The organism is Marinifilum fragile JCM 15579 (assembly GCF_001310955.1).
Classification (GTDB): domain Bacteria; phylum Bacteroidota; class Bacteroidia; order Bacteroidales; family Marinifilaceae; genus Marinifilum; species Marinifilum fragile.
On sequence record NZ_BAZX01000001.1, the window covers coordinates 1 to 15,425 of the forward strand.

The following is a 15,425-nucleotide window of genomic DNA, read 5'->3' on the forward strand; positions in this document are numbered from 1 at the left end:
TTTTGGTAAAGACTTATGATTTAACCAATAGAGGTTCTTACTCTAAAATGTTCTTTTCTAAGTTTTTTTACCGATAAGATTTTAATTTCTTCTTCTCCTGTTTTTTCATTTATCTTTCGAACCGCAAGTTTGCTTCTTTTTTGATGATCCGGATAATGGCAAGACTTGTATTTTTTGCCACTATCGCAGTAACATTTTTCATTGCGTTCCATTTTTACGTAGTAAAATTCTTCCTCATCAGTTGAATTGAAGAAGTTTAAAATGTTGTCGAGTAAATTCTTCATTGTACAAGAGTTTTAGGATTACATTTTGGGTTCTATTAAGTTAATGTATATCCTAATTGGAAACAAATGAAATTATAAATTTATCCGTGTACGCTTAGTATTTGTCCACCATCAACGCTAATGGTTTGGCCTGAGATGTATCCCGAAGCAGGAGAAAGAAGCCATGCAGCCAATTGTCCTAAATCATCAGGATCTCCCATTCTTTTCATACGTATTCCTGATGCAATTTTGTTTTTGGCTTCCTGCACCGTGATATTTTCCTGTTCAGCTTTTTTGTCCAATAAACGATTGATGGCTGGAGTTTCATGATAACCAGGTCCAATAATATTTAAGGTAACTCTCGAATCAGCAATTTCTTGAGATAAGGTTTTTACAAATCCTACTACTGCAAGTCTTAAAGATGTGCTTAGAACCAAATTATCAATAGGTTGTTTTACTGACGAACTTTCAAGGAATACCACTCTTCCATACGATTCTTTAATCATTAATGGTACCAGAGCTTGGGTAAGTTCTACTTTCCAACGCAATAGCTGATGGTAGGCATTATCCCAATCTTCAATTTTCGTTTCTAAGGTTTTCATTGCCGGTGGACCACCGGCATTAACAAATACACCAGAAAGTTTCCTGTTATCAATTTTATCGAGTAAAAGTTGAATGTTTTCCGACGCAGTAATATCTGCACAAAAACTTTGAATTGAGTTGGGATAAGCTTTCTCTAATTCGATAAGTTTATTTCTGCCACGTGCTATTGCAATTACCTTGGCTCCATCTTGAACTAAGTATTTTAATACGGCAGCACCAAAACCAGAAGTTGCACCACAGACTACAAAAAGTTGATCTTTAATATTTAAATCCATATAGAAGTTATTTTAGTGTGAATTTCTACTAAAAATAACTTTTTCTTTTTGGATTTTATTCTTGAGTTTTAATATTAGGAGTTTTTTAACGGAAGAACTCGTTGATGATTTGAAGAAAAACGAAAATCATTGGTGAAACAAGTAATAGTGCGTCAAATCGATCTAACAATCCACCATGACCAGGTATTAAGCTTCCTGAATCTTTAATGTTGATGCTTCTTTTTAATAAGGATTCTACCAAGTCCCCCATTGAACCGAACACCACAACAATTGCACCCGTAATAATCCATTGTACGGAAGTTAATTCCTTTGAATATAGAGAAATTAAGTATGCAATGATAAGTGTAATTACAGCACCTCCAATACTTCCTTCCCATGATTTTTTAGGAGAAATTCTTTCGAATAAACGGTGTTTGCCAAAATTCACTCCAACCAAATATGCTCCAGTATCATTTGCCCAAATTAAAACGAAAATGCCCATTAAAATCTCCCAATGAAATTCATTATCTCCGAAAGGGAACACCATGAAATTCAAAAGAGAAAATGGCAAAGCTACATAAAGCAATCCCATAAATGTATAGGCAATATTTCCAAACGGATTTTCTTTTTTGCGGTACATTTCAAATATTGGGATAAGTACCAATAAAGGAATAAATAATGCAAATAATGAAGAGCTGTTGAAATAGGTATAAGCAAAGCATGAAGTGAACAAGAGTGCCGCACCAATTAATCCAGTAGTAATCTGTGGAACGCAATTGTTTTTTTGAATGAGTTTGTAAAATTCAAAGCTAGATAGAATTGTTATGCCCATAAATACTGCGAAAAATGCAATGGGATGGATAACTATTCCTGCTATTAGTACAATTACGAATATTGCTCCAAAGAATGTTCTTGTTAAAAAGTTCCCCACGTGAAATGAATTAATAGTTCCTTTGATGCAAGCATCAATTTGTTCCGTTAGTTTTCAGCTCTCAAAAGTAGTATTTTTTCACGACTTATTTGAGCTTAGATTTTCTGATATGAAGTTTTAACAGCACCTTGTCTAAAGTTTGTCATTATATTTCTACGATGTGTCAAAAAGAAAAGCTGGAATACCATCGGTCATCCAGCTTTTAAATATTCTATTAATGCAGTTTAAACGGCTTTACTTTCATTATCATTTTCAGTGGTTGGAGGAATTATTTTTTTTTCTTCTACCTCTGTTTCTTTGCCAAAATTTCTTTTTCCAAAAATTTCTTCAAGATCCTCACTAAAGATTACCTCACGTTCTAAAAGAAGTTCAGCCAATTTGTTGTGACCTTCTTCATTGTCACGAAGAACTTGCTTTGCTCTTTCATAGCTGCTTTCGATCAAAGTTTTTACTTCTTGATCAATTAACTCAGCTGTTTTCTCACTGTAAGGTTTTGAGAAAGAGTAATCAGATTGTCCTGAAGAATCGTAGTAACTTACATTACCCACCTTATCGCTCATACCAAAGATCGATACCATTGCAATTGCTTGCTTGGTTACTTTCTCCAAATCGTTTTGAGCTCCTGTTGATACCTTACCAAAAGTAATTTCTTCGGCAGCTCTACCTCCAAGGGTAGAACACATTTCGTCCAACATTTGCTCTTTGGTAGTAATACTTCTTTCCTCAGGAAGATACCAGGCTGCACCAAGTGCTTTACCACGAGGAACAATGGTGACTTTTACCAATGGATGTGCATGTTCAAGCAACCAAGAAATTGTTGCGTGACCAGCTTCGTGATAAGCAATTGTCTTTTTCTCTTCCACAGAAATTATCTTGTTTTTCTTCTCAAGACCTCCAATAATACGATCAATCGCGTCAAGGAAATCTTGTTTTTCAATAATATCTTTTTTCTTTCTTGCCGCTATCAATGCAGATTCGTTACAAACATTGGCAATATCTGCACCAGAGAAACCTGGTGTTTGCTTTGCAAGAAATTCCTGATCAATTTTTGGATCAAGTTTTAGTGGTTTTAAGTGAACATTAAAGATTTCTCTTCTTTCATTTAAATCAGGCAATTCAACATGAATTTGACGATCGAAACGACCAGCACGCATTAAAGCGCGGTCAAGAATGTCAGCACGGTTTGTTGCTGCTAAAATGATAACCCCTGAATTGGTATCGAAACCATCCATTTCGGTCAATAACTGGTTCAAGGTATTCTCACGTTCATCGTTAGATCCCATATTAGTTCTTACCACGAGCACGACCAATGGCATCAATCTCATCAATAAATACAATACAAGGTGCTTTTTCTTTGGCTTGCTTGAACAAATCGCGTACACGGCTTGCACCAACACCTACAAACATCTCAACAAAATCGGAACCCGACATGCTGAAGAAAGGCACATTTGCTTCACCAGCAACAGCTTTAGCTAATAAGGTTTTACCGGTTCCCGGAGGTCCTACAAGTAATGCACCCTTAGGAATTTTACCCCCTAGTTTTGTGTATCGTTGTGGATGCTTAAGGAATTCCACAATTTCTTCAACTTCTTGTTTAGCTTCGGCAAGACCTGCAACATCATTAAAATTAACATTGATATTTGATTCTTTGTCGAACACTTTAGCTTTCGATTTACCAACATTAAAGATGTTACCACCTCCGCCACCGCCACCGGCACCACGGCTCATTCTACGGAATACATAAAACCAGATCCCTATAATTAAAGCAAAAGGCAATATCCAACCAATAAAATTGCCAAAATAGTCTTCGTGAGTCGTATATTCAGGTTCAACCCTGTCGTATTCGGAAATTTTTTCCTGGGCTTTATTCAATTGCTCTGCAAACTGCTCAATGGAACCAATCGGGAATGTGTAATGAGGTCCCGCCTTAGAAGGAGCTTCAAAACTAGATTCAAAAAGATCAGGGTATTTATCTAAGCTTTCTTCTCTTAGGTAAACGTTAACTTCTAAAAGGTTTCTGATTACAACAATTCGTTCAACATCTTGGTTGCGGATCATTTCATTTTTCACCTTTTGCCAACTGGTTTCTTTTGGACTCTTTCCCAATCCTACCAAATTAAATGCAATAAGGGCTACTGCGATTAAACATAAATCCAATAAGCATTGAATTTAGGAGGTTTAATCATGTTGTTCCCATTTTTCCCTTTTGAAAAAGGAGATTTATTTTGATTATTATTTTCTGTCATTCTTAATAGTTAAAGGTTATTGATTAGGCTGAGCATCCTCAATTCTGGTTACCGGAGCATCTGCCCATAAACTTTCTAATTGGTAAAAATCTCTATATTCTTTTTGGAAAACATGAACTACAACATCTGCATAGTCTAAAAGGATCCATTGTGCATTTTGTAATCCTTCTTTTTTCCATACTTTTTCGTTAATTTCTTCTCGTACATAATCTTCAACGGAATCAGCTATACCTGTGACATGTGTGGAAGATGTTCCGTTGCAGATTATAAAATATTTACATACCGAGCTGTCGATATTTCTTAAATCTATTTTTACAATATCTTCTGCCTTCCTCTCTTGCAATCCTTCAATAATTGTCTCTACCAGCTCTTCTGATTTATACTCCTGCTTTTTTGTCATATTTTAATTTTACTTACAAAGATAATTTTTTTTTATTCTCAATAACTTCCTTTTCTACATTGCTTACCGAAAGTGTTATAATTTACCAATCTACAGTTTTGATAAGCTTAAAACGGTTATAATTGTTTAATCTTTCTTCTTATTTTTGTCGATCAGGAATATCTCAATTTTTAAAGATAGTAATTCCACAAATCATAAACCAACAAGCAATTACATGCAGCAAAGATTATTTACTCCCCAATTAATTGTACGCAAAAACGAAATAAATTCCACAAATAATTTTGCCTTGGAACTGATAAAATCCGCAAATCCTGCAGACGGAACTGTCGTTTTGACATTAAATCAGACAAAAGGCCGTGGACAGCAAACAAATTCTTGGGAAAGTGAAAGTGGCAAAAACCTTACCATTAGTATAATTTTCAGACCTGAATTTCTGCCAATTTCTCAGCAATTTAATATTTCGATGGTAATTTCTCTTGGTGTGTATGATTATTTGAAAGAATATTTGGGTGATGTATTTATTAAATGGCCAAATGATATTTATGTAGGAGATAAAAAAATTGCAGGAATCCTAATTGAGCACTCCATAATGGGGTCTGTATTGAGTACATCGATATGCGGGATTGGATTAAATATTAACCAAAGCAAGTTTGTATCGGATGCTCCAAATCCAATTTCTTTATCAAACTGCACAAATCACGAGTATGATTTAGAGGTAGAGCTTTCTAAATTGTTGGATAAAATTGAGAATAGATATTTCCAACTTAAGGATGGAGATAAAAAGCAGTTGGAAAAAGATTATTTGAATACACTTTACTGGATGAATGAAACACACACCTATAAGGATGAAAATGGAGTATTCAATGGTGAAATTGTAGGAATTACTGAATGGGGACAATTGAGAATTGTTGCAGAAGGAGAGGAGAGAATTTACAATTTTAAAGAGGTGAGTTTTATTGAATAACTATAAAGTTAGCTTTACAATCAAAATAAAAAACCTGACAGATATCTGTTATCTATCAGGTTTCTATATATTATCTATAGATTAAATGATAATTTCACATTCACATTTCGTCCCGGATTGTAAAACCCTAATGGTTTAATACTCGATAAATGATCAGTATAAGTTTTGTCGAACAAATTGCTTACACCAGCCAATAGTTTTGCGTTACAACTTCCAAGTTTAAAAGAAGTTCCTGTATGAATATTAAATAGGTGATAGGCTGCAGTTTTGGTTTCAAACTGAGCAGGGTGGTTTTGATCCAAAGCATATTTCCATTCAAATTTTATAAAAGGATTCTTAAATTGCTTTTTGCCTTTGCCAAATAATTCGATGCTTGTGTTCAGTTTGTGCTGTGGTATAAATGGCAACCTTCCGTTATCATCTTGCTTACCAATTACCATTGAATAGTCGGAATGAACTTTTAAGTAATCTACAGGCACTACATTAATAGCGATTTCACCTCCATACAATTTCGCATCTTGTTGATCGTAAGCATAAACAAATCCATCTCCTTCAGTTGCAGGTTCGTCAGTTGGTGCAAGGTAAATAAAATCATAAACCTTATTGTAGAAAAGTGAAAAATCGATATTGTGATTACTTGTATGATAATGCAGACCCAAATCGGTTTCAAAACTTTTTTGAGCATCAAGGTAGGCATTTCCTTCTTCGAATCTGTTACCATGAAGACCATGTTGCGAAAGTTCAGCCAAATTTGGTGCCCGGTATCCTGTAGCAAAGTTAGTTCTCATTAATAAGGATTCAGAAAGGTGAAATGTTGCGCCTAAGGAAGCATTCAGGTTATCAAACTTACGATTGATATGTACCATTTCTTCTTCATGTTCTCCTTCCTCTTCATGAAGCTCATTTTCGGGTTCTCCATGAGAATGTCCACCTGCTTCCTGTTCAGGAACGTAAAGAGATCTGTGATCATATCTAACTCCCAATTGAATATCGGCTTTTCCAAATTTCTTTTTCAGCAAAGAGAACAATGAAAAGTCATCAATTTTTGCATCAGGAATAATTCTATTCGGAGCTCCCTGATTTTTGTTTGATTGATGCATACCTTGAATTCCCATCAGAAACTCTGAGCTTTCTCCTGCTGGAAAATACAATTTACTGTCGTAGGTAAAAGTTTCTAAATCCATATCCACCAAACGGAAGTAGGTAGAATTAGGATTACCTTTTAATTGTCGGTTGTTGAATTGATAGGCAGCATTGACTTCCAGTTTGTAGTTTCCCAAAAATAATCGATTTCTTGACGAAACAAGATGCTGAGTTAAATCTTGAAACCAATAGTGATTTTTTCGGTTTCCTTCCCTTACTACCTCTATAGCCTCATCGTTTATCATACCCAACTTAGGCTGTAGATAGTCGTAATAAAGTTTAAAGCTGCCAAATTCTTTGATCAAACCTAATCCCAATTGTAAGCCTTCTGAATTGAAACGGGTATTTGGTGTAAAGTCACCCTTGCCATCTTTGTAATCGCGATGAGATTGTTTTGTTGCTCTTAGCATCCAAAACAAACTGTTCGAAGTTCCTTTTACACCAAAATTGTGATTCCATCCACTGGATACAGAATGAAATTCAGAAGAAACATCTGCTTGAACTGAATTAGCTGGAGCAGGTTTTTCGCGAAGAATATTAATCACACCTCCCATTGCATCCGATCCGTAAAGCAACGAGGCAGGGCCTTTAATTACCTCAATATGATCGGCTCCTTGTTCATTAGCCAAGAACGGATGATCGGTTGAGAATTGGAAATTCTCTAATCGAACTCCATTATTCAGAAAAATGATATTGTTTAAAGATAATCCTCTAATGACAGGTGTACTTACTGCCGGACTTCTTGAAATTACGTCAACACCTGGTATGCTGGATAGCTTTTCTCCCAGCGAAGGACTCACCAATTGCTCCAGTTTTTCTTTGTTAAGAACTGAAATTTTAATGGAGTTCTCATGCTGAGCCGAAGGAAAACCACCAGAAACAACAATATCTTGCGTGGTTACTGAGGTAAACTCTAAATCAACATTGAGTTGGGTGTTTTCGGATTGAATGTTAATTGTTTTGATAATTGATTCGTAACCAACAAAAGAAAACTGAACTGTTAACTTCCCTTGGGGTAAGTGTTCCAATACATAAGTACCATCAGAATTACTTACTGCACCTTTTTGTAATTCAGGCAAAAAGATACTTACTCCAGGTAGGGGAGTGCCATCTTTTTGATCTTTAACGATTCCACTTACTTTGTTGTTGCTTAGCTCTACAGATGAGAAAGCGTATAAAGGCAATAGTAATAATACTGCCAGAAAATATCTGATCATGATATGAAAAGAGTTTTATGATTTAGTAAAAATACATGTACAAGTCATTAAGTGATATTAATATAGATTCACTTTATGTATAAATTAAGACTTGTTTTTAAGGGCATTTATATTTCAAAAAACTCAGGAGGAGCACGCAAGCTAAAATCAAATCTCGGAGGAGTTTGAATTTTAAGGGTTTGTTTTGCTTTATGAGATATGAGTTCAATACTACTTATAGCAGGAATATGAACCATATCAGCAGAATCAAAATAGAAGTAATCGAAATTTTGAATAGCACAAATGTCAGCTACATCAGGAGCATGATTTGTACAAGAATGACAATGATGCTCGTGATTTGGGAACATCAAGTGCTGGGCTTTAATTACAATTGGCAGAACAAATGCCATTGCAAGTAAAAAACCAAGAATTCTATGTCTACTATTTAGATTCATTCAAAACAAAAATATTCAAAAAATTGAAAGGCACAAAAAAAGCCGTTGAGTTATTCAACAGCTTCTCTTGATCAAGTTTGATCTTATTCCATATTCTGAAGTGCACTGAAAGGAATTTGTGTCAATCCCTCAGCCAATTGATTGATGCCTTTTTCCAACTTCTTTTTCAGCATCATTTTCATCATGGCATTTAATTCAGCATGTACTGTAAGTCGCACTCTAGTGTCGTAAGGTCCCTTATCAATTAATTGAATCCATAAATAAAATTCGAATGGACTTCTTCCGTATCCAGTTAATTTTAAGGTTTTATTTTCTTCTTTTTCGACAAATTGTAATCCAGCTTCACCGAATCCTTTAATCACAAATGTACAGTTGTCTTCAGTTGCGTCCCAATGTTCGATGTGTTCTTTAATGTTCATCTTCTTTTTGGTTTGAGCTTCTATTTGCTCTTGCACCTGAGGATTTGCTGCAGCCAATTCAAAAACTTTGGCAATTTTTCTAAAATCTGATAAGAAACCATATACATCGCCTACCAAATGTGGAATCTTATGTACTTCACTTACAATTTTTGTTGTCGACATTAGCCTTCATATTAAGAATACAAAAGAGGGTACTCCATTGGAATACTCTCTTTTCTAAAATTATTTTTTTATCGGTAACAAGAGATTAAACTCCCCAGCTTGCCGGATCTTTTCTCCATTCTTTCAATTGGTCAACATCTTCAGCTTTAATGTATCCAATTTCTTGGGCACGATCGATCATGATGTTGTATTCACTTAAAGTATCAAGCTTACAGTTGTTTTCAGTAAAATTATCAACTGCTTTTTGGAAACCATAAGTAAAAATAGCTACCATACCCAATACTTCGCAACCAGCTTCTCTTAAAGCCTGAACCGCTTTTAAGCTACTACCGCCAGTTGAGATTAAATCTTCGATAACCACAACTTTTTGTCCTGGCTTAATTTCACCTTCAATTAAGTTGGTCATTCCGTGAGCTTTTGCCGATGAACGAATGTAAACCATTGGCTTGTTCATTTCTTCAGCAACCAAAGCTCCCTGAGCAATAGCACCTGTTGCTACACCTGCAATTACTTCAACTTCAGGATATTTTTCCATTACAACTTCAGCAAAAGCTTTCTTAATATAGGTTCTAACCTCTGGGTAAGAAAGGGTTTTACGATTGTCACAATAAATAGGAGATTTCCATCCCGACGCCCAAGTAAATGGGTTTGTTGGTTCTAGTTTAATTGCCTTAATTTGTAGCAAATATTCAGCGACTTGTTTAGCAGTATTTTGCATGCTTTCTCTGGATTTATGGATTGTTATACGAATTCAAAATACGGAAATTCAAAGCATTATGTTTTTCCGATGTATTTTAAAAATCTACCGCAAATGTATAAAGTATTTTTTAAAGATCGATTGATTTTTTTAGGTGATAAAAACGAAAGTGTGAATTTTGACGGAATGGTTTATGCATGGACGGAAGAAGAATCACTGGAAGGGTTAATTCTTCAGTTTGATGAGGAAGAGCACAGAGAGCAAATTTTTGTGGTTGCCGACGATCTTGAAGAACTTTTTGCCCACTTTAAATCTTGCTTTAAATACATTGAAGCTGCAGGCGGAAAGGTCTACAATTCTAACAATGAAATTTTGGCCATTTACAGACTAGACAAATGGGATTTGCCAAAAGGTAAAGTAGAGGAAGGTGAAGAAATTCCCGAAGCTGCCATTCGCGAAGTAGAGGAGGAGTGCGGAATATCCGGTGTTGAAATCGAAAAGGAACTTAACTCCACCTATCATACCTATTGGATGAAAGATAAGTTTGTTTTGAAACGCACTTACTGGTATCAAATGATTTATTTAGGATCTGAAGAATTGGTTCCTCAAACCGAGGAGGACATTCAGGAAGTAAAATGGTTGGCAGAAGATAATTTGCAGGAGTTTAAAGCCAATACTTATGCTTCTATAATTGAAGTGATCGGATAAGTTATAAAAATTGAAGAATGCTTAATTGGAGAAACAATCTCAATAAAAAGAGCAATAAGGAATTGCTTGATTTATTTCAGGAGTGCAAAAGAATTAATATCGATCCGCAGATATATGCAGGTAACTTATTATTCGAAAGGGGATACAATGCTGTTGAACTGGTGAGAATAAAGAATAAGCTTAAGGATACCATTAATGCTGCATTTTTGAAAAAGCATGGAAAAAATCATTCAGAGATCATTAAGGAAAATGTGATAAGAGAATTCTTTTATTGCACAATGTTGGCTGTTTTGCTCACATTTGGGTACAGCAGACAAGGCTTTATTAAGTTTGATGATTTATTTGATAGTAATATTCTAGTCTATGTCATTTTAGTTTGTATTTCTTTCCTTCGTATGCTTTTTATCAAGCGAAGTAATCAAAAAGCAATTCAGAAATTTAAAAAATCCTTACAGGAAAAGCAAGGATTAATTTCTAAGATTGATAGGGAGTTGAAGTTTTAATTCATGAATGATCCTATTCTATGTAAGTTAATTGCGTAGAAGATAATTGACTACAAAAAACTTTTGTAAGTACTAATCAGACATGAGAAAATGCTAAGCACACCTATCCATTCTTCACAATCAAATCCAGTAGATCAGGTTTTAGTATTGATACTTTTTTCTCTGCAATTTTAATAATACCATCGTTATGAAACCTGGTGAGTGAATTGATAACACTTTCTTTTGAGCAACCAGCCAATGATGCAAGTCCAATACGAGTTACTGGCAATGTGAAGCTTGGACTAGCATAAATATTGCTTAGTTCCTGAAGAATAAAAGCCAATGATCCTTCAACATTTTTCCCGGAAATTCGACAAGTTCGATGCAACATCGTACTTGTGCTTAAGGACATGTGGCGTACGAGTTTTAGCGCAAATTCTCCATTCTCCTTTAACAAGCTTTGAAACACATCCATATTTATCATTTGAATGCTTGCTTCCTCCAAGGCAACTGCTGAAAAATCAAAACTTTTACAAGCAAAGCTACAGGGTAAGCCTATAAAAGAACCACTTCCCAATATTCCGACTGTGAAAATTTTTGAATCGTTGGTTACATCAACTTTGGTGATGCCTTTTTCCAAAAAAAGGATGTGCGAAGCTACATATCCTTGTTTGATTATGGTCTCACCTTTGGCAAATTGAAGTAGTGTGGTGGAATTTTCCACCATCTTTTTTTGATCAGGAGTTAAAGCGTTAAAGCAGTCTTTTGCGCTAATTGACTCATGTTTATCTTGTTGCCCTTTGGTTAGATATTCAATATTCATTTTCTCAAGGAATTTACTGGCTAAAATTGATATTAAATTGCACCAAATATAGTGAAACTATACATGGGCTAATAATTTTCTGTATTGCAGAGATGGAGCATTTTTGAGGAACAATTTAAATAAGTATAGAATAAGATGTCAGATTTAAAATTTAGAGTTAATGCTCATAGTGAAAACCCTACCAAAACAGTTGTAAAAGCACGAGGGTTTGAGATTATTATTGATGAACCAGCAGAATTAGGTGGAACCAATGAGGGAGCCAATCCAGTGGAGTATATCCTGGCAGCTTTTTGTGGATGTATTAATGTAATGGCTCATGTTATTGCCAATGAAATGAACATTGAATTGCGTTCGGTGAAAATTAAAATGGCAGGAGAGCTAAATCCTAATCGATTATTTGGTACATCTTTTGAAGATAGAGCAGGCTATAAGGGAATAGAAGTGTCGATTGAGCCAGATTGTGATGCTAGTGAAGAAGAGTTGACAAAATGGATGGAAGCAATCGAGGACAGATGTCCAGTTTCAGATAATCTAAGAAATATAACTCCTGTTGAGTTGAAATTAAAAACCAAAAAGTTGGTTAAAGCTTAAAGGATATAAACCATCACTTTTTAAAGTGGTGGTTTTTTAATTCTTTTTTTGTGATTTTCTGGCAGCATCCCTGGCAATTTTAATGAACTCCAAATGGATGTATTCTTTTGGTGCCTGGGCTGGAGCTTTTACAATATTTCCTTTCGGATCGATTAGAATATAGCTTGGAAAAGCTTTCACTTTGTACTCATGAATTAATTGATGCTGATTACCAATAGGCACAAATTTCCAGGAATACTTGTTGTTTTTAGAGAATTCCATCCATTTTTTCACATCCCAATCGCAAACAATGCTTAAGAACTCAATCTGTTGTCCGAATTGTTGTTTTAGTTTTTCAATCTCTTTAAAATCTTGCAAGCAAGGGTAAGATTGTGTGTTGCAGAAATTCAGGTACAGGTATTTTCCTTTGTAATCGGCCAACTGAACTCCGCCCAGATTAAAATCGGGAGCAGGGTAGTTTTTCTGCAGATGAGTAATTTTAGCAATGAAGTTGTGGCAAAGGTTTTTGTTGTAATTGTTGTTCGATGCTTTGATGATCTCTTGTAGGATAGAAAGTGTTTTTTCTTTTCCAATAAATTTCCTGGTATAGGAATCAAAGGTGGATGTTGCAATGATCATATCCAGCAATTGAGTATTTGCATAGGCTGGGTATTTTTGCATTAATTTCTTGATTTCGCCATATGTGTTTTGAGCTTGGTAAGCATTGCCCAATGTCAGGCTTTCTTTCTGCTTAAAATATCCGTTAAAAAAATTCCCATACTGCTTTTTGTACAGACTCATATAGGCAGGATTGTTCAGCTGAATTTTTTGATTCTTGAAAAAATCATTCTCAATTTTTAGGAAGGTATTTGGGTTCGATAAGAACTCCAAAAATCCCAATCGGTATCTAAAATATTCAGTGAAAAATTCATTTTTTATGCTTCCAAACTCTTTTTTTAGCTGGTCTGAGAATTGAATCCCTTCCGATTTCTCTTTTTTTCTGTAAATCTTGTAAAAGTTCTGATTGATAAAGGAATCCATTTTGTCATCCAGTGTACGAATCATTCTATTCAATTCGTTTGAATTGGCGTTGGTAACTCCAAGCATTAACTCATCGGCTTCGAAAAAAGGATTTAGCTTTTGCGCTGGACTTAACTCTTGCTTAGGAGGTAAGCTTAGCTCATATTTTTTACCTGGCTCAACATACAAGAAACCTTTGTATACATCCAAAGGAAGATAAATTAGTTGAGTGTTATCTATATCAAACTCGACAGAATAATCACCATTTTCATCCACTTTAAAATCGGTAATTCTCTTGCTTGTATAAGTAAATGCATCAGTATGATACATGATACTAATAGTACTTCCTGCATAAGATTTTGCTGTTCCTGACAGAACTACTTTTTCGGCACTGGCAGTAAAGGAAATGATCAAGCAAAAGGCAATAAAAAACAGATTTTTCATAGTGAAACTTTCAGAGGTTTTCTATTTCAGAATTTTTAGAGCGATGTCGATATACTTTGGTATATCCATGGTAATTTGTCCTTGCTTAATTTCATCTTTTTCTTTACCAAAGCGAACTACAACTGCGTTTTTCTCTGCAATAGTGTAAATGTATTGTCCGAGATGACCACGCATGTATGGAATGTTCATGTTTTTGTAAGGAAGAATCCAATATTGATATCCATAGAAGTCTAGTGCTGCTGTTTTTTCTTCATTTAATAAATAATCGGCTGCACTAGTTGCATCGGTTATATATTGCTCTGATACCAATTGTTTTCCGTTCCAGGAACCTTTGTTCAATACCAATTGACCAAAACGAGCTGCATCGCGAGCATTGGTATTAAAACAACAGAACGATTTTTCGTCGCCATCTTTTTTATCCAAACTCCAAAGTGCAGTATTTACAGCATGCATTGGTTTCCATAGGGTATGCTCGGCGTATTTTGCAATGGTTTCGCCAGTTGCTTCTTCCACAATAAAAGCCAATAGCTGTGTATTTCCACTTTGATATCTGAAACGAACTCCTGGCTTTTCGATCAATTGCTGATCTGTACTAACCTTTCTTAGTTTCTTACCATAGTATGCCTTTGTGGTAACAGATGTAGGACTACTATAAGCTTCGTCCCAATCTAAACCTGAACTCATGGTAAGCAGGTCTTTAATGGTTATTTTACCACGTTCATCATTGGCAAATTCCTTCAGGTAATTCCCAATTGGTTCATCAACCGATTTGATTTTTCCTTCGTCAATGGCAATTCCGATCAAAAGACTTACGATACTTTTTGTAGCAGAAAAAATGTTGGAATGTGAATCGGCATCGTATCCATCCCAATATTCTTCGTATAAAACTTTACCGTCCTGTATGATCAAATAAGCAACTGTTTCGTGGTTTTCCAGATACTCTCTATCCGAACTGTCCAATTCATATTTATTGTATGCATCGGATTCTTTCCATTCTATGCCATCGGCAACATTAACGTCTTTATTTTCGAAAATCTTGTAATCATCGATATTGGCATACCAATAAATAAGACTTGTTCGCAAATAATTAGGAGCTAAAAGCATCCAAAGTGCCGTTAATAAAGCGAGAATTAAAACAGTTTTGCTTATTCTTGACATGGTTTATAGATTTAGTTTGTATGCATCAGGATCTGTTACTTCTGGTAAAAACTGAGAAGCATCGCCGCCATGACGAATAATATCGCGAACAATGGTTGATGTAATCATGGTATGTTCAGGAGTGGTTAACAAGAAGATCGATTCCAACTCGTAAACCATTTTTTTATTGATTTGAGCAATGGCACGCTCGTACTCAAAGTCGGCAGCGGTTCTCAAACCTCTTAAAATAAATTGTGCATTTTTCGATTTGCAATACTCAACGGTAAGTCCTTCGAAAGTTTCTACTTCAATTTTTGGATTGTTTTGAAAAGCTTCTTTAATCCATTGAATGCGTTTTTCGATTGGGAAAAACTGTCTCTTTTCAGAGTTATATCCTATTGCAATAATAATTTTATCGAATAGAGGTAATGCCCGGGTCACAATAGATTCGTGTCCGATAGTAAAAGGATCGAATGATCCGGGAAAAATAGCAATGCGTTCCATTTAG

At 35.2% G+C, this 15,425-nt stretch carries 18 protein-coding genes; 4 read left to right on the top strand and 14 right to left on the bottom strand.

The genetic code is table 11. The features are described 5' to 3' along the window. Positions 1 to 20: 20 nt before the first annotated feature. From JCM15579_RS00005 to rsfS, 6 genes are all read right to left on the bottom strand, one after another. Complete coding sequence (locus tag JCM15579_RS00005) at positions 21 to 284, bottom strand: SEC-C metal-binding domain-containing protein (protein WP_054713903.1); 264 nt, start codon at positions 282 to 284, stop codon at positions 21 to 23. An 80-nt stretch (positions 285 to 364) separates the two neighbouring features. Continuing rightward, the gene (locus JCM15579_RS00010) at positions 365 to 1,141 is read right to left on the bottom strand and encodes an SDR family oxidoreductase (protein WP_054713906.1); all 777 of its coding nucleotides are present in this window, start codon (positions 1,139 to 1,141) and stop codon (positions 365 to 367) included. An 85-nt stretch (positions 1,142 to 1,226) separates the two neighbouring features. Beyond that, a complete protein-coding gene (locus JCM15579_RS00015; RefSeq protein WP_172677339.1) occupies positions 1,227 to 2,051 on the bottom strand; it encodes a phosphatidate cytidylyltransferase in 825 nt (274 codons plus the stop codon). A 224-nt stretch (positions 2,052 to 2,275) separates the two neighbouring features. Continuing rightward, positions 2,276 to 3,334 carry an ATP-dependent metallopeptidase FtsH/Yme1/Tma family protein gene (locus JCM15579_RS21100; protein WP_262493462.1) on the bottom strand — a complete coding sequence of 353 codons (1,059 nt, stop codon included), beginning with the start codon at positions 3,332 to 3,334 and terminating at the stop codon, positions 2,276 to 2,278. 1 nt (position 3,335) lies between these two features. Continuing rightward, positions 3,336 to 4,208, bottom strand: a complete 873-nt coding sequence (locus tag JCM15579_RS21700; protein WP_262493463.1) for an AAA family ATPase — start codon at positions 4,206 to 4,208, stop codon at positions 3,336 to 3,338. A 105-nt stretch (positions 4,209 to 4,313) separates the two neighbouring features. Then, positions 4,314 to 4,697 carry a ribosome silencing factor gene (rsfS, locus tag JCM15579_RS00025; protein WP_054713913.1) on the bottom strand — a complete coding sequence of 128 codons (384 nt, stop codon included), beginning with the start codon at positions 4,695 to 4,697 and terminating at the stop codon, positions 4,314 to 4,316. Positions 4,698 to 4,911: 214 nt separating this feature from the next. Between rsfS and JCM15579_RS00030 the strand changes: the two genes are divergently transcribed. Further along, positions 4,912 to 5,661 (top strand): biotin--[acetyl-CoA-carboxylase] ligase, encoded by a 750-nt coding sequence (locus JCM15579_RS00030; RefSeq protein ID WP_054713916.1) that lies wholly within the window; start codon positions 4,912 to 4,914, stop codon positions 5,659 to 5,661. A 74-nt stretch (positions 5,662 to 5,735) separates the two neighbouring features. Here the strand turns inward: JCM15579_RS00030 and JCM15579_RS00035 are convergent, their stop codons facing one another. From JCM15579_RS00035 to pyrE, 4 genes are all read right to left on the bottom strand, one after another. After that, positions 5,736 to 8,021 (bottom strand): TonB-dependent receptor, encoded by a 2,286-nt coding sequence (locus JCM15579_RS00035; protein ID WP_054713919.1) that lies wholly within the window; start codon positions 8,019 to 8,021, stop codon positions 5,736 to 5,738. A 107-nt stretch (positions 8,022 to 8,128) separates the two neighbouring features. Continuing rightward, the gene (locus tag JCM15579_RS00040) at positions 8,129 to 8,455 is read right to left on the bottom strand and encodes a hypothetical protein (protein WP_054713923.1); all 327 of its coding nucleotides are present in this window, start codon (positions 8,453 to 8,455) and stop codon (positions 8,129 to 8,131) included. Positions 8,456 to 8,538: 83 nt separating this feature from the next. Then, positions 8,539 to 9,036, bottom strand: coding sequence for a hypothetical protein (locus JCM15579_RS00045; protein ID WP_054713925.1), 498 nt, complete (start codon positions 9,034 to 9,036; stop codon positions 8,539 to 8,541). 85 nt (positions 9,037 to 9,121) lie between these two features. Further along, a complete protein-coding gene (gene pyrE / locus JCM15579_RS00050; protein ID WP_054713928.1) occupies positions 9,122 to 9,754 on the bottom strand; it encodes an orotate phosphoribosyltransferase in 633 nt (210 codons plus the stop codon). A 93-nt stretch (positions 9,755 to 9,847) separates the two neighbouring features. On the opposite strand from pyrE, the gene JCM15579_RS00055 reads away from it, so the two are divergent. Both JCM15579_RS00055 and JCM15579_RS00060 read left to right on the top strand, forming a co-directional pair. Next, positions 9,848 to 10,441, top strand: a complete 594-nt coding sequence (locus JCM15579_RS00055) for an NUDIX hydrolase (protein ID WP_054713931.1) — start codon at positions 9,848 to 9,850, stop codon at positions 10,439 to 10,441. A 17-nt stretch (positions 10,442 to 10,458) separates the two neighbouring features. Then, positions 10,459 to 10,944 carry a hypothetical protein gene (locus tag JCM15579_RS00060; protein WP_054713934.1) on the top strand — a complete coding sequence of 162 codons (486 nt, stop codon included), beginning with the start codon at positions 10,459 to 10,461 and terminating at the stop codon, positions 10,942 to 10,944. 103 nt (positions 10,945 to 11,047) lie between these two features. Here JCM15579_RS00060 and JCM15579_RS00065 read toward each other — a convergent pair whose 3' ends face one another. Further along, entirely contained in the window at positions 11,048 to 11,746 is a 699-nt protein-coding gene (locus JCM15579_RS00065; RefSeq protein WP_054713936.1) for a Crp/Fnr family transcriptional regulator, read from the bottom strand. Positions 11,747 to 11,881: 135 nt separating this feature from the next. Between JCM15579_RS00065 and JCM15579_RS00070 the strand changes: the two genes are divergently transcribed. Further along, entirely contained in the window at positions 11,882 to 12,337 is a 456-nt protein-coding gene (locus JCM15579_RS00070; protein WP_054713939.1) for an OsmC family protein, read from the top strand. Between the two features lie 36 nt (positions 12,338 to 12,373). Here the strand turns inward: JCM15579_RS00070 and JCM15579_RS00075 are convergent, their stop codons facing one another. From JCM15579_RS00075 to coaD, 3 genes are read right to left on the bottom strand one after another with little or no spacing between them, the layout of a single operon-like run. After that, complete coding sequence (locus JCM15579_RS00075; protein ID WP_054713942.1) at positions 12,374 to 13,780, bottom strand: peroxiredoxin family protein; 1,407 nt, start codon at positions 13,778 to 13,780, stop codon at positions 12,374 to 12,376. A gap of 21 nt (positions 13,781 to 13,801) precedes the next feature. After that, positions 13,802 to 14,938: a serine hydrolase domain-containing protein gene (locus tag JCM15579_RS00080; RefSeq protein WP_054713945.1), complete on the bottom strand. Its 1,137-nt coding sequence runs from the start codon at positions 14,936 to 14,938 to the stop codon at positions 13,802 to 13,804. A 3-nt stretch (positions 14,939 to 14,941) separates the two neighbouring features. Continuing rightward, entirely contained in the window at positions 14,942 to 15,421 is a 480-nt protein-coding gene (gene coaD, locus JCM15579_RS00085; RefSeq protein ID WP_054713948.1) for a pantetheine-phosphate adenylyltransferase, read from the bottom strand. Between the last annotated feature and the right edge of the window lie 4 nt (positions 15,422 to 15,425).

Coding starts and splice junctions, on each gene's coding strand:
- JCM15579_RS00075 (WP_054713942.1), bottom strand. CDS start 13,780: ATGAAAAATCTGTTTTTTATTGCCTTTTGCTTGATCATTTCCTTTACT.
- JCM15579_RS00055 (WP_054713931.1), top strand. CDS start 9,848: ATGTATAAAGTATTTTTTAAAGATCGATTGATTTTTTTAGGTGATAAA.
- JCM15579_RS00030 (WP_054713916.1), top strand. CDS start 4,912: ATGCAGCAAAGATTATTTACTCCCCAATTAATTGTACGCAAAAACGAA.
- JCM15579_RS00080 (WP_054713945.1), bottom strand. CDS start 14,938: ATGTCAAGAATAAGCAAAACTGTTTTAATTCTCGCTTTATTAACGGCA.
- rsfS (WP_054713913.1), bottom strand. CDS start 4,697: ATGACAAAAAAGCAGGAGTATAAATCAGAAGAGCTGGTAGAGACAATT.
- JCM15579_RS21100 (WP_262493462.1), bottom strand. CDS start 3,334: ATGGGATCTAACGATGAACGTGAGAATACCTTGAACCAGTTATTGACC.
- JCM15579_RS00035 (WP_054713919.1), bottom strand. CDS start 8,021: ATGATCAGATATTTTCTGGCAGTATTATTACTATTGCCTTTATACGCT.
- JCM15579_RS00040 (WP_054713923.1), bottom strand. CDS start 8,455: ATGAATCTAAATAGTAGACATAGAATTCTTGGTTTTTTACTTGCAATG.
- pyrE (WP_054713928.1), bottom strand. CDS start 9,754: ATGCAAAATACTGCTAAACAAGTCGCTGAATATTTGCTACAAATTAAG.
- JCM15579_RS00060 (WP_054713934.1), top strand. CDS start 10,459: ATGCTTAATTGGAGAAACAATCTCAATAAAAAGAGCAATAAGGAATTG.
- coaD (WP_054713948.1), bottom strand. CDS start 15,421: ATGGAACGCATTGCTATTTTTCCCGGATCATTCGATCCTTTTACTATC.
- JCM15579_RS00005 (WP_054713903.1), bottom strand. CDS start 284: ATGAAGAATTTACTCGACAACATTTTAAACTTCTTCAATTCAACTGAT.
- JCM15579_RS00065 (WP_054713936.1), bottom strand. CDS start 11,746: ATGAATATTGAATATCTAACCAAAGGGCAACAAGATAAACATGAGTCA.
- JCM15579_RS00045 (WP_054713925.1), bottom strand. CDS start 9,036: ATGTCGACAACAAAAATTGTAAGTGAAGTACATAAGATTCCACATTTG.
- JCM15579_RS00070 (WP_054713939.1), top strand. CDS start 11,882: ATGTCAGATTTAAAATTTAGAGTTAATGCTCATAGTGAAAACCCTACC.
- JCM15579_RS00010 (WP_054713906.1), bottom strand. CDS start 1,141: ATGGATTTAAATATTAAAGATCAACTTTTTGTAGTCTGTGGTGCAACT.